This is a genomic window from Alloscardovia venturai, from assembly GCF_042676605.1.
Taxonomy (GTDB): domain Bacteria; phylum Actinomycetota; class Actinomycetes; order Actinomycetales; family Bifidobacteriaceae; genus Alloscardovia; species Alloscardovia venturai.
Window position 1 is genome coordinate 39,178 of the sequence record NZ_JBHTHQ010000013.1, and the last position, 12,912, is coordinate 52,089.

Here is a 12,912-nt window from a genome sequence, read left to right on the forward strand (position 1 = left end):
CTAGCATTCTACGACGTTAACCGCCAGTCCTCCACGCGAGGTCTCCTTGTACTTGCTCATCATGTCGTCGCCGGTTTCTTTCATGGTCTTAATGGCGTCATCAAGGGAGACGACGTGAGAACCATCAGAGAGTAAAGCCATGCGTGCAGCGTTGATAGCAGTGTTGGATGCTAATGCGTTGCGTTCAATGCACGGAATTTGCACAAGCCCACCGACAGGATCGCAAGTCAAACCGAGATGGTGCTCGATACCAATCTCTGCAGCGTTTTCCACCTGTGTAGGCGTACCACCGAGGACTTCACACAGTCCTGCGGAAGCCATAGAACTTGCTGAACCAACCTCACCCTGGCATCCCACTTCTGCCCCGGAAATGGAACCGTTACGTTTGAAGAGATAACCAACAGCACTGGCTGCAAGCAGGAATTTGCAAACGCCATCTTCGTCTGCTCCGTCTACAAACCACCAGTAATAGTTGAGAACGGCTGGAACTATGCCGGCTGCTCCATTTGTAGGTGCCGTGACTATGCGTCCACCTCCTGCGTTTTCTTCGTTCACTGCCAGTGCGAAGAGATCAACCCATGAACTTTTGTCGTTCTTGGGGTGAAGTATGGGACGTTGCTCGCCCGCGTGGAGTCCTAGAAAATCAAAGTCATTGTGTGCAAATTCTTGATAGAGTTTCGGTGCTCTTCGGCGTACGTTTAAGCCTCCGGGGAGCACTTCCTGCGAAGATGTACACCCAGACTTCACGCAACCTTGCATAGTGTGCCACACCTGCATGAGGTAAGTGCGAACCTTGTCTTCGCTACGCAGTGCCGTTTCATTTGCCCACATAAGTTCAGAAATGCTGAGATGATTGGCATTGCACATTTCTACAAGCTCGGTGCCCGTCGTGAAAGGGTAAGGAACGGGATGCGTGTCTGAGATATCGAGTTTTTTGCCGCGCGGTTTGTGGGCTTCGGTAGTGTGATCTGAGCCAGTTAGGTTATTCTCGTGGACAACAAATCCGCCACCTACGGAGAAGGCTGTATCCTCGAGAAGTAAATCATCACGGTCATCGTATGCCCACATTTTCATGCCGTTAGGATGGTAGGCGAGCGTCTCCCAGCGTTCAAATTCAATGTCTTCACGTGCAAAAGAAATCTCTTTTATACCGCCAAGTCTTATGTTTCCTGCTTGTGCACAATCGTCGAGGCAGTGAAGGACGAGGCTAGGGTCGACGCCTTCCGGCTGATATCCCATAAGACCGGCTATGACAGCGCGATCGGTGCCATGCCCCAGTCCAGTTTGCGAAAGCGAGCCATACAATGTGACGTGTATATGGGCTACTCGGTCAAGAATCTTCTTCTCTCGTAGCGCTTGGATGAAGTCGTACGCAGCTCGCATAGGTCCAACGGTATGAGAAGATGATGGCCCTATACCGATGGAAAACATATCAAATACGCTGAGCATCGTCACTCGCTTTCAGTTCTATCGCAATGGTGAGTGGGAAGCATTATTCTGCTCTACAGGCATCATATGGAGATACGGAGAGATCTTCACGCAAAAGTCCGCAAAAAAGCGCCGGGCAGACGAAGTATGTTTCACGTGAAACATCGCGCCTCACCCGCGCGCTTTCATTGCGTAAGTATTAATCTACAAGACCGTAAAGTCGGTCTCCTGCATCGCCCAAGCCAGGAACGATATAGGAGTTTTCATTGAGTTTCTCGTCTTGCGCACATACGACGACCTTGAAATCAATAGATGGATCTACGTCTTTCTTCAGTCGCGCAAGACCTTCAGGAGCTGCGATAATGCAAATAGCAGTGACATCCTTTGCACCGCGTTCCTTGAGATATTCGATAGCGGCCACCAAAGTTCCACCGGTGGCAAGCATTGGGTCGACTACGAAGACTTGGCGTCCCGTCAAATCATCAGGGAGACGGTTTGCGTATGTGATGATGTCAAGAGTGCTCTCGTCGCGCTTCATGCCAAGGAACCCAACCTCAGCAGTAGGGATGAGCTTAGTCATGCCGTCAAGCATGCCAAGACCCGCGCGCAGGATAGGGATGACCATAGGGCGAGGCTTGGAAAGTTTCTTGCCAATTATTGGAGCTACTGGGGTCTCGATAGGTGCATCCTCTACGGTGAGGTCGCGCGTTGCCTCGTATGCTTCCAATGTGACCAGCTCAGAAATGAGTTCACGGAAAGTATTTGAAGGAGTGTTCTTGTCACGCAAGACTGTGAGTTTATGGTCGACCAATGGATGGTCCAAAACTGTCAAATGCATAGTCATACTTTCAGCATAGTCTGAAGGGTATGAAATCACCGTTTTTTGATGCAATGGGTGTGGCTTTAACGGCTGCACGAGAAGCTGCGGTATGCGGGGAAATTCCCGTTGGGGCTGTGGTAATTTCTCGGCAAAACGGTCGTGTTATTTCAGTTGCTCGAAATCATCGCGAAGAGAGGAGTGACCCATTTTCCCACGCGGAGATTGAAGGAATGCGCGATGCTGCGCGTGTGCGTGGGCGTTGGAATTTTGAAGATTGTGCTCTTGTAGTGACGATGGAGCCCTGTCCGATGTGCGCCGGAGCGTTGGTGAGTGCACATATGGGGTGGGTAGTTTTTGGTGCGTGGGATGACAAGATGGGTGCACTTGGCTCGGTCTGGGATATTGCGCGCGATCCGCACGTGGGATTTAAGCCTGAAGTGTACGGCGGAGTGCGCTCTGATGAGTGTGCAGCGGTGCTAGGGGAATTTTTCAAGCAGAAGAGAGAGTGGAACGGTTGCGGTAATGGTTGAATACTGCGGGGGTATAAAAGTCGGGTTGGAGACTGAAGACTTCAGACTAGAGTAGAGATAACTACGAAAAATTTAAGGCGGAGCGTCGTATAAGGTATTTTCGTCTTTTCTGTCAAAAGGCATTTACATTAAACTATTAAACATCGATTGATAATGAGTTGAACTTTAGAGCTTTTCTAACAATGAAGTGAGTGTTATTGGTTTTTCTATAGTCACCTTTGCTGCGTGTTTGTGAAACGCGTTCGATATACTTGGGGCTTAGATTTGTGCCGCGTGCTGTATACCGCATAGCGTGAGCGCTTGCACGCATTATGCGCGCGAGAGTGGTGCAAAACGATGAAGTTCGATGAATTGAGGCCGACGATGGTAAATACTCCAATGGATGCAACCACCCGTACACAATTGCACACAGACTCAGGCGCAGTCTACGTTTCTAATGGTGTCTGCGCTGAAGATAAGGAAGTGTCGTTGTACACTCTCGAAAACGGCGGCGTGGCGATTACTTTGGCAAAGTATGACAATCAACTTCCTCGCATTGTGTACTGGGGAAGGTCTTATGAGCACATGGCGAGTGCTGAGCTTGAAGGAACGAAGCAGCTCTATCACGTCTTGAATCCTCAGCGTGTGTCTGGCGGATTGGACTACACGGCATTTCCTTCTGTCCTTCCTACTCAGTCTGAATCATGGCTTGGTGCCCCGCGTTTTACCGTCAGTCGTGATGGCAGGGAAATTTTTTGCCACTTCGTCGTTAAGACCGTAGAAGTAAATACTGATGGTCAGATAGTGGATGCTTTTTCTGATTTGGCGCGCTCTTTAGCGGGTATGAGCGAAGAGGACGTAGAAAGAGCCGAGCAAGAGAGCACGACCTATCCAAAGAACGCGAAATTAGTACCAAACATCGTTATGGTCGCCGAGGATGACGAGCAGGGCGTACGATTGACATGGCAGATGCAGCTTCTCGATGCTGGTCTTGTACGTCAGCGTGCTACTGTATCTAACACCGACAGCGCAAGAGCAAATACTGTTCTTTCTGTGCGTACTTTGGAACTTGCTTATCCTGTCCCCTCTACTGCGCGTGAAATCTTGACCACTGCCGGGCATCATTTGCGTGAGCGTCATCCGCAGCGTCAAGAAATTACGAACGGTCGCTATGAGAAGATTAGCCGTGTGGGGCGTTCGGGCTTCGATGCCACATTACTTTTAACTGTCGGCCCGCGTGGTTTTGACTTCGAGCATGGCGAGGTTTACTCCACTCACGTAGGCTGGTCAGGAAATTCAGTCATCGCCGTAGAGCAAAACACGTATACGCTGCCAATCATTGGTGGCGGTGAGCGTTTGTATGCAGGTGAGGTAAGTCTTCACGCGGGGACAGACGAATCGTATACATCTCCGTGGGTATATGGTGCCAACGGTGAGGGGCTGAACGAAGTTGCGGCACGTTTCCACATTTTTGTCCGCGAACTTCATCCTAACCTGAAGACCAAGCCACGTCCAGTAATTTTAAACACCTGGGAAGCGGTATATTTCAAACATAATTTCGAGACTCTGCGTCAGCTTGCTGACCGCGCTGCTGAGGCGGGTGTAGAGCGTTTTGTCGTCGATGATGGATGGTTCGGCAGCAGACGCGACGACACATCGGGCTTGGGGGACTGGTATGTGTCCAAAGAAGTATGGCCAGAAGGGTTGGTGCCTCTGGCTGATTACGTTCATGGTAAGGGTATGGAATTTGGTCTATGGTTTGAACCTGAAATGGTCAACATGGACTCAGATGTAGCTCGAGCTCACCCTGATTGGATATTGTCTCCGACGGACAACCGTTTGCCAGTACAAGGTCGCTCGCAGCAAGTACTCGACTTATCAAATCCTCAAGCTGTTCGATACGTTTTTGATGCAATGGACACGCTCGTCGACGAAATTGGTATCGATTACATCAAGTGGGATCATAATAAGCTCGTCACCGAGCCGGCGTCTCCATATAATGACTATGCTCCTGTCCAGCGTAAACAAGTCGAAGCAGTATATGCTATCTTTGACGCGCTTAAACTCAAACACAATGGTCTCGAAATTGAATCGTGCTCTTCGGGCGGTGGTCGCATCGATTTGGGCATACTTGAACGTGCAGACCGTGTGTGGACTTCGGATTGCGTAGATCCAGTAGAGCGTGCAGATATTCAGCGATACACCTCGCTACTCGTTCCTGAAAGCATGATGGGCGAACATATAGGCGCTTCTCCAGCGCATTCTACCCAGCGCGCTACTTCGCTTTCAATGCGTGCAGCGACTGCTCTGTTTGGACACTTGGGCATTGAATGGAATCTGAATATTCAAGAGCAAAAAGACCTTGACGAGCTTGCCCGATGGGTGGCATTGTATAAGGAATCGCGCTCTTGGGCATCTGATGGTATCACTGTTCACGGCGACAATATCGACGATTCTGTACGACTCGATGGAGTTGTAGCGCGTGACGGTTCTCGTGCCATGTATCGTTTCGCACAGGTTCGTACGTCGATGCACTATCCAGCGGTTCCAGTGCGTCTGCCTGGTCTTGATAATCGGGCACTTTATCGTATTCGCCCTGTAGATGTCCAACGTGAATTAACGAGCGAAGAGACGAATGCTCAGTCCCCACTATTGTGGTGGACGGCAGAGGGTGTCGTAGTGTCAGGAGCAGCATTGCATAACTTTGGTGTGCGTCCACCGCAATTGAACCCTGCACAAGCAGTAGTCTTCGAAGTCGAGCGCATGGAAAGCGTAGAGAAGTAAATATGGCAGGCATTCGTGACGTTGCCAAGAAAGCAGGTGTCTCTACCAGCACAGTTTCCTTGGTTATTAACAGCAGTGGTTACGTGTCTGACAAAATGCGTGCACGTGTGACTGCTGCTATGGAAGAGCTTAATTACATTCCTAACGATTTAGCAAAGAACCTTTATCGAGGTCGCACAAATACAGTAGGCGTCATTATGCCTACCTTGCAGCATCCTTTCTTTGCTACGCTCGCTGGGCGCATCCAGCACTATCTTGACACGCAGGGATTGCATGCGATTTTGTGCTCCACGGCTGACCAGCAGACAGGGGAAACGCAATATGTCGACATGCTTCAGCGTCATACGCTAGACGCTGTCATCATGGGTTCGCATTCCACCTTGAGTCAGGAATATTGGGAGTCCATCAAGCGCCCTGTGGTCGCTTTCGATCGTTATCTGTGTGACTTCATTCCTACTGTGGGAGGTGACCATATCACAGGTGGGCGGCTGGTCGCTAAAAAACTTATCGATACAGGCGTACAGCATGTAGTTCATATCGGCGGTCCGCGTGGGCGCTATCATGACCGTGCTCGCGGCGAACAGTTGCTCAACGCTCGTGAACTAAGCTCTCGTCCTGATAGTTCATTCCCGACAGTGCGCTATCAGCTCGTCTTGGAGGATGAGTTACATGCCGCGGGGATTGAGACAAACTTTGTGACTGTGGAAGATTTGAGCGATTTGGATCTGTTTCATAAAGCTGCCTCTGCCGTTTTTGATGACTACAGTGATGTGGATGCTGTAGTCGCCCCAGATTTAGCGGCTGCGGCGGTGATTCAGGAAGCACGTCGCAGGGGAACTCGTATCCCAGAAGACATGCAGGTCATCGCTTATGATGGCACATATGTGACGACTTTTGCTGGTCAGCAAATCAGTGCTGTCGTGCAGAATCTCGATGAGACAGCTCGTCGTCTTGTAGTGCACACGATGGATGAAATCGAGCGCTATGAGAAGATTAACCGTGGCGACGGAGACATGGCGCAAAGTGTCGAAAGTGTAAGCAATGAACACCGCAATTATGTGTCTGTCTTTGATACAGAGTCAGGCGTGCCGTATCGCTTTGATGCTGTAAAGCTCGAATATGTAGAGCGTGAGACGACGAAACATTAAGCGAGCAAAACTCGTGCTACGTGGCGTGCATCAAATCACAGAGTGATATTAAAACGCTCATGGGATTGCACTATAGCATTATTACGTTATTAAGTTATCACGTTGTGTTGTGTTACGTTGCGCTCATCAAACGGGTTCGATATACTGATAATACGGAAAAATAACAAGTCAGGCTGGAGGTCTGATGAAGAACAAAGTTCAGTTGATTACCTATGCTGACCGTCTTGGCGACGGCACATTGGAATCCATGACCGAAAATCTACGCAAGCACTTTGATGGTGTGTACGAAGGCGTACACATTTTGCCTTTCTTCACACCTTTCGACGGTGCTGATGCAGGTTTTGACCCTGTAGATCATACTCAGGTAGATCCACGATTGGGAAGTTGGGACGATGTCGCAGAGCTTTCCAAGACTCATGACATCATGGTGGACACTATCGTCAATCACATGTCATGGGAGTCCAAGCAGTTCCAAGACGTCATGGCGAAAGGCGAAGAGTCCGAATATTATCCAATGTTCCTGACCATGTCTTCTGTTTTCCCTGATGGTGTGACGGAGGAAGATTTGACGAAGATTTACCGTCCTCGTCCGGGTCTGCCTTTCACTCATTACACTTTGGGTGGCAAGACCCACCTGGTGTGGACGACCTTCACTCCTCAGCAGGTGGATATTGATACGGATTCTGAAATGGGATGGAACTACTTGCTGTCTATCTTGGATCAGCTTGCTAAGTCTCATGTATCTCAGATTCGCCTTGATGCTGTGGGCTATGGCGCCAAGGAAAAGAATTCCTCATGCTTCATGACTCCTAAGACTTTCAAGCTCATCGAGCGCATTAAGGAAGAGGGCGCAAAGCGTGGTCTTGAAACTCTCATTGAGGTTCATTCCCACTATCAGAAGCAGGTCGAAATCGCATCTAAGGTAGATCGCGTCTATGATTTTGCTATTCCAGGTTTGCTCTTGCATGCTCTCGAGTTTGGCAAGACTGATTCCTTGGCTAAGTGGATTGACGTACGTCCAAATAATGCGGTGAACGTACTTGATACTCATGACGGCATTGGCGTCATCGACATCGGTTCTGATCAGATGGACCGCTCCAAGTTGGGCCTCGTACCGGATCCTGAAGTTGATGCTCTTGTAGAATCCATCCATCGTAATTCCAACGGCGAATCTGCAGAGGCGACGGGGGCTGCAGCGTCCAACTTGGACCTCTATCAGGTCAATTCCACGTACTATTCTGCGCTCGGATGTGATGATCAGAAGTATATTGCAGCTCGCGCGGTGCAGTTCTTCATGCCAGGTGTACCTCAGGTTTACTATGTTGGTGCTCTTGCAGGCAAGAATGACATGGAACTCTTGAAGCGCACAAACGTAGGTCGCGATATCAATCGTCATTACTACTCCAGCGCTGAGGTAGAACAGGAAGTACAGCGTCCAGTCGTTAAGGCTCTGAACGCTTTGGGTCGTTTCCGTAACACCTTATCTGCATTCGATGGTGACTTCTCCTTCTCAAACGAGAATGGCGTTCTGACCATGACATGGGCAGATGATACAACTTCTACCACGCTTACTTTCGCTCCAAAAGCCGGCTCTAACGGTGCTTCTGTAGCAAGCTTGGCATGGAAAGACGCGGCAGGAGAGCATTTCACTGACGATTTGATTGCACAGCCGCCAGTGGTTGCTTAAAAGCTTCTAGCTCTCAGAAGTTTACGAGAGCCTTACGTGGAAGTGTTGTAATCTGCTTAAGACGCATGGGCAAACATATATAAAGAGTTTCACTCGAAAGGGTGAAGCTCTTTCTTTCTATGAAGCATGAAGATTTGCGAGGGAAATACAAAGGGTAACATCTGTTAACTGCGCTCGCTACACTCGAAAGAGGATTAACGGTATTCTTGCGCTGACATGATGCATGCAACCAACGTATGATTTTTACCAGACCAATCAGGGGAGATGACATATGAACGGATTCTTTAACCAGAAAAACTGGTTTTATCAAGCGATGGGAACGCTTTTTGACCTCGTCGTGCTCAACGTTGTAACCCTTATCGTTTCTCTCCCGATTTTTACTGCTGGTGCGGCTCTTACATCGCTTCATTATGTTTTGTGGCGTACGGTGCGAGGTGAAGACGGCCCGCTACTGCGTATGTATTTCCAATCATTTAAGGAGAATTTCAAGCAAGTTACTTCCGTGTGGCTCGTCATGATAGTACTTGCCTTTATCGGTGGGGCCGATGTGTATTTTGACATGCACATGCAGAAATTTATCCCTAGCGCTTCTCGCGTGATGCAGCTTGCCTTTATAGCTCTCGTGGCTATTGTCACAGTTGTGGCCGTAGCAATAGTGCAGTGGTATACCATTCTTGCGTCACGATATACCAATACGAATCGGGTACATCTCAAGAATGCAGTGCTGATATCTTTGGGATACTTTCCACAGACGCTGGGTATGCTTATCTTGCTTATGGGCACGGCTATTGCTGCTGCCGCTTTCTACTCTTATGCGCTTATCCCCATGGTGATTCTCGGCGTCAGTCTCCCCCAATATTTATGCGCGCTCATATATACGACAGTTTTTAAGAAATTAGATGGAGAAACAGGAAGCGACGGTGAAACTGGTCGAGATAAGCGGTAGGAGCTAACTCGCCGGAGTACATTTTCTTCCCTGCAAGAGAGTCAAGTGTGACGAAAGTGTGTCGCGTGTCGAACGGGTTTGACATATCGAACGGGTTCGCGTTAAAATTGCAAGTACTTCCCTCGGGAAGCGCGATGATGCGTGAATATTCTGTTTCTCGTCGACGAGAAACGGTTAGGAGAGAAAATGAAAAATTGGAAACGATGGACCGCAGCACTTGCAGCAACAGTGATGTCCGTTGGAATGCTTGCAGCATGTGGCAACAACGGTGGTAGCGGTGAGACGAAGATTACTATCTTCAATTCCAAGTCTGAAATTCAGTCACAGCTTGAAGACCTTGCTGAGACTTATGGTGATGAGCATAATGTAGACGTTCAAGTCTACTACTCTTCCGATACGGTTTCTTCCCATTTGGCTACAAAATATGCATCCAACAATCCATACACCATTTCTATGGTTGATGCAAAGGATGTTTACTCCCTCGCTAAGGAGCACGCAATCGACTTGAGCGATCAGGACTGGGTTAAGGACACTGACCAGGCTATCGCAATCGACGGTAAGACTTACGGTTTCCCAGTTTCTATCGAAGCTCGTGGCCTTATCTACAATGCAGACGCTATCAAGAAGGTTACTGGTAAGGAATTCAAGCCAGAATCCATCAAGACCACCGACGATTTGAAGCAGCTCATTGCTGATTTGAAGGCTGGCGGTATGGAGTCTCCAGTAGGCGTAATGAAGGAAGACTGGTCCCTCGCAGGCCACTACCTCCCACAGGTTTATGAGATGCAGGCGGATCCAACTGCGTTCATCAAGTCTCTTCACGAGGGTTATGATTTGAACTCTGATGCACGTTGGAACTCTTTGATGGACACCTTCGATGTTTTGAAGGACAACAACTACGCAAAGGGTGACAAGGCTATCTCTGCAGAGCGCGAAGTTACTGAGCAGAAGCTCGCAACTGGTGAAATTGCTTTGATGTTTGGCGGTAACTGGGACTGGGCAGTTTTGAACCAGTACGAGCCAACCAAGAACATGGGTATGATGGCTGTTCCACAGAACGACACTTCTAACGACGTAGAAGGCAAGATGCTCGGTGGCGGTTCTAAGTACTTCTTCATCGATTCTTCTAAGAACACTTCCGCAGCTCAGCAGAAGGCTGCTAAGGAATTCCTCCAGTGGCTTGCTGAGAACAAGGATGGTCAGAAGTGGGTTGTTGACCAAGCGCACCTCGTTTCCCCGTTCAAGTCTAACAAGTTTGCGGTTTCTGACCCATTGGGCAAGTCTGTGAAGAAGTATGCTGATGCTGGCTTGCTTATCAACAACTACAACTACCTGCCAGATGATCACTACTCTGTACTGGGCGCTGACTTCCAGAAGTACCTTGCGGGACAGGAGGATCGCGCAAAGCTTGCAGGTCAGATTGTGGACTACTGGAAATCGAACGATATGAAGTCAATCCAGTAACTTTAGATACTACATCCTGAGATATCCAATCGATATCTCCTCTACAAAATTCAAAACTCAAGAATAGGGCGTGCATTGAGCCGGCGATGATAACTCGCGTACTCGCGCTTGTGCTTGTGCTTATAGCGCTACTACCAGCCGGTATGTGCACGCCTTATATCTCCCACACTACTTTCCGCTGTGCTGCATAAGAAGCTATATAAACCTGACGATTTGGTAGCAGAGCTTGTGCGGCACAAGATTTTACATTTTAGAGTTGGCGAGAGAAATGAAACAAAATAAATTTTCCTATAAACTCGGGCAGTTCTTGCTGTTCGCTGGACCTGCGACGATTCTGTTTGCCGCAGTGGTCATCGTACCATTCTTCTACGGTCTCTATCTCACTTTGACAAGCTGGGATGGCGTCGCAAAAACTAAACCATTCGTAGGCTTTTCAAATTACACGGCAGCATTTGCTGACACTGACTACTGGTCTGCGCTTGGACGCACAGCGATTTACTCGGTAATCTCCGTCGTCCTCGTCAACATTGTCGCTTTTGCCTTAGCATACCTTGTCACATCTGGCATTAAAGGACAAAACTTCTTCCGTGCGGGCTTCTTCATTCCAAACCTTATCGGCGGTATCGTCTTGGGCTATGTCTGGAAGTTCGTCTTCAACCGTGCGTTTGTCGCAATTGGCACAGCGGTCACGGGGCATGACAGCGCATCAATTCTCGGCACGACTAACGGCGCTCTCTTTGCGCTGATTCTCGTATCTGTGTGGCAGTACGCAGGCTACATGATGTTAATTTATGTAGCAGGCTTCATGGGAGTAGATAACTCCTTAAAGGAAGCTGCTCTCATCGATGGCTGCAACAACGGTCAAGCGATGCGCAACGTTATCATTCCACTGATGCGTTCATCTTTCGTTCAGTGCATCTTCCTATCTACTACACGCTGCTTCATGGTGTACGATTTGAACCTTTCACTTACGAAGGGCGAGCCTTTCAACTCCTCTGTCATGGCAGCTATGCACGTGTACAACAAAGCATTTGTCTATAAGAATTACGGTGTAGGTCAGGCTGAAGCGCTGATACTCTTCATTATCTGCGCTGTCATTGGTATGCTCCAGGTTTACATCGGCAAGAAGGGCGAGGTGGAAGCATAATGGCACAGATACAGATGCAAACTCAAGCTCCTCGAAACGTACAGAGTTCTGAAAATCGCAAAGCAATAGTCCGCGCTCGCGTGGGTCATGTGCTTACCATCATTTTGCTTATCATTCTTCTCCTCGCGTTCATTTGGCCGTTCTGGATGGTACTGACGAACGCATTCAAGAGCATGAATGATATCACTGGCGAGCCGCTGAGCGTCGTGGGGTCGCATGGTTTCACTCTCACAAACTTCACCAATGCTATGCGCAAGATGCATTTCTGGCGCGTATTCGGAAACTCCGCCATCATTACGACCTTTGCTACGATTTTGACCATTCTTCTGTCGGCAATGGCAGCATATGTCATCGTGCGTAATCCGAAGTGGGGTGCTTCCAAAGTAACGTTTGCAGCAATGGTTGCTTCCATGGTTATCCCATTCCAGGTCATCATGGTCCCATTGGTCTCCGTATATGGCGGATATCTCGGTGTCCTCAACTCGCGCATTACTTTGATTTTGATGCACGTTGGTTTCTCTGTTTCGCTGGCAGTGTTTATGTTCCACGGAGCAATTAAGACAAATGTGCCAGTTGAGCTTGAAGAGGCCGCAGAAATTGATGGTGCTTCTAAGTGGCGTACATTCTGGACGGTCGTATTCCCGCTGCTGAAGCCTACTGCAGCAACGGTGGCGATTATCGACGCTATGGCATTCTGGAATGACTACCTACTGCCATCGCTGGTCTTGACAGATAAGAAGCTGTATACCATCCCTATCGCGACGCAGGTATTTTACGGTACATATTCCACTGATATCGGTCTCGTCATGGCAGCGCTTCTACTTGCCATGCTCCCAATCCTTATCCTGTACCTAGCTTTGCAGCGTTTCATCGTCGCAGGCGTGACTGCAGGTGCGGTAAAGGGATAAAAGGGATAATGCAAGGCTAGCAACATACAAAGCTAGCATACGCTTTCATTTCTCCTTCCCTCGAGGTCCTC

The 12,912-nt window shown here is 48.9% G+C and carries 10 protein-coding genes; 8 read left to right on the top strand and 2 right to left on the bottom strand.

Annotated features, from left to right (window positions below):
• Both ACFQY8_RS02750 and upp read right to left on the bottom strand, forming a co-directional pair.
• Complete coding sequence (locus ACFQY8_RS02750) at positions 1–1,449, bottom strand: L-serine ammonia-lyase (RefSeq protein ID WP_377938376.1); 1,449 nt, start codon at positions 1,447–1,449, stop codon at positions 1–3.
• Positions 1,450–1,627: 178 nt separating this feature from the next.
• The gene (upp, locus tag ACFQY8_RS02755) at positions 1,628–2,266 is read right to left on the bottom strand and encodes a uracil phosphoribosyltransferase (protein ID WP_377938378.1); all 639 of its coding nucleotides are present in this window, start codon (positions 2,264–2,266) and stop codon (positions 1,628–1,630) included.
• A gap of 29 nt (positions 2,267–2,295) precedes the next feature.
• Between upp and ACFQY8_RS02760 the strand changes: the two genes are divergently transcribed.
• The 8 genes from ACFQY8_RS02760 to ACFQY8_RS02795 all read left to right on the top strand — a co-directional run bounded on the left by ACFQY8_RS02760 (position 2,296) and on the right by ACFQY8_RS02795 (position 12,841).
• Entirely contained in the window at positions 2,296–2,778 is a 483-nt protein-coding gene (locus ACFQY8_RS02760) for a nucleoside deaminase (protein ID WP_377938380.1), read from the top strand.
• A 336-nt stretch (positions 2,779–3,114) separates the two neighbouring features.
• On the top strand, positions 3,115–5,541 hold the full coding sequence (locus ACFQY8_RS02765; protein ID WP_377938382.1) for an alpha-galactosidase: 2,427 nt from the start codon (positions 3,115–3,117) through the stop codon (positions 5,539–5,541).
• Between the two features lie 2 nt (positions 5,542–5,543).
• Complete coding sequence (locus ACFQY8_RS02770) at positions 5,544–6,689, top strand: LacI family DNA-binding transcriptional regulator (protein WP_377938384.1); 1,146 nt, start codon at positions 5,544–5,546, stop codon at positions 6,687–6,689.
• 184 nt (positions 6,690–6,873) lie between these two features.
• Positions 6,874–8,376 carry a sucrose phosphorylase gene (gene gtfA / locus ACFQY8_RS02775; RefSeq protein ID WP_377938386.1) on the top strand — a complete coding sequence of 501 codons (1,503 nt, stop codon included), beginning with the start codon at positions 6,874–6,876 and terminating at the stop codon, positions 8,374–8,376.
• A gap of 271 nt (positions 8,377–8,647) precedes the next feature.
• Positions 8,648–9,322, top strand: a complete 675-nt coding sequence (locus ACFQY8_RS02780; protein WP_377938388.1) for a YesL family protein — start codon at positions 8,648–8,650, stop codon at positions 9,320–9,322.
• Positions 9,323–9,508: 186 nt separating this feature from the next.
• Positions 9,509–10,786 (top strand): ABC transporter substrate-binding protein, encoded by a 1,278-nt coding sequence (locus ACFQY8_RS02785; RefSeq protein ID WP_377938390.1) that lies wholly within the window; start codon positions 9,509–9,511, stop codon positions 10,784–10,786.
• A 268-nt stretch (positions 10,787–11,054) separates the two neighbouring features.
• On the top strand, positions 11,055–11,933 hold the full coding sequence (locus ACFQY8_RS02790; RefSeq protein WP_377938392.1) for a carbohydrate ABC transporter permease: 879 nt from the start codon (positions 11,055–11,057) through the stop codon (positions 11,931–11,933).
• Positions 11,933–12,841: a carbohydrate ABC transporter permease gene (locus ACFQY8_RS02795; protein WP_377938393.1), complete on the top strand. Its 909-nt coding sequence runs from the start codon at positions 11,933–11,935 to the stop codon at positions 12,839–12,841. Before ACFQY8_RS02790 ends, ACFQY8_RS02795 begins: the two co-directional genes overlap by 1 nt.
• Positions 12,842–12,912: the final 71 nt, after the last annotated feature.